A 714-nucleotide genomic window follows, 5' to 3' on the forward strand; every position below is an offset into this window, starting at 1 on the left:
GGGTATAACACATACCTCAACTTAGCTAAACAACGTTTTAAATGCTTAGAATGCAATGGCACTTTTACTGCTAAAACGTCAATTGTTGATGAGTCGTGTTTTATCTCAAGATGTGTTACTCAAAAAGTTATAGAAGAAGCTACTAAAGTTAAAACAGAGATTGATACTGCAGAAGATAACTGTATCTCTCCATCTACTGTAAGTCGTATTAGAACTAAAGCGGCTAATTCATTACGAATTAAACCGTTTAATTGTTTGCCAGAACACATCGCTATGGATGAATTTAAAAGCGTTAAAAATGTAACTGGATCAATGAGTTTCATTTTTATAGATAATGATACTCATGATGTTATAGATATTTTAGAAAATAGAACTACAAGATTCTTGCGTGCCTATTTCGAGCGATTCGATTTAAAAAATCGACAACAAGTTAAGACGGTTACTATTGACATGTATGAACCCTATGTCCGATTATTTCGCGACCTATTTCCTAATGCAGCTATTATTTTTGACAGATTCCATATCGTTCAACATTTAAATAGGGAACTTAATAAGTATCGTGTACAAGTTATGAATGAATACCGTAATAAAAAAGGACCTAATTATACAATTTTTAAGAATAACTGGAAAGTTCTATTGATGGATACTAGTAAAACCATATTTAGTAAATACAGATGGAATAAATCTTTTAAGGCTTATAAACGCTCATCTGAC

1 pseudogene is annotated in these 714 nt (G+C 31.5%); it reads left to right on the top strand.

Annotated features, from left to right (window positions below):
* Positions 1 to 714: pseudogene (locus tag IEW58_RS14220) on the top strand (ISL3-like element IS1181 family transposase); the annotation flags it as partial.

It is taken from the genome of Tsuneonella deserti, from assembly GCF_014644315.1.
Taxonomy (GTDB): Bacteria; Pseudomonadota; Alphaproteobacteria; order Sphingomonadales; family Sphingomonadaceae; genus Tsuneonella; species Tsuneonella deserti.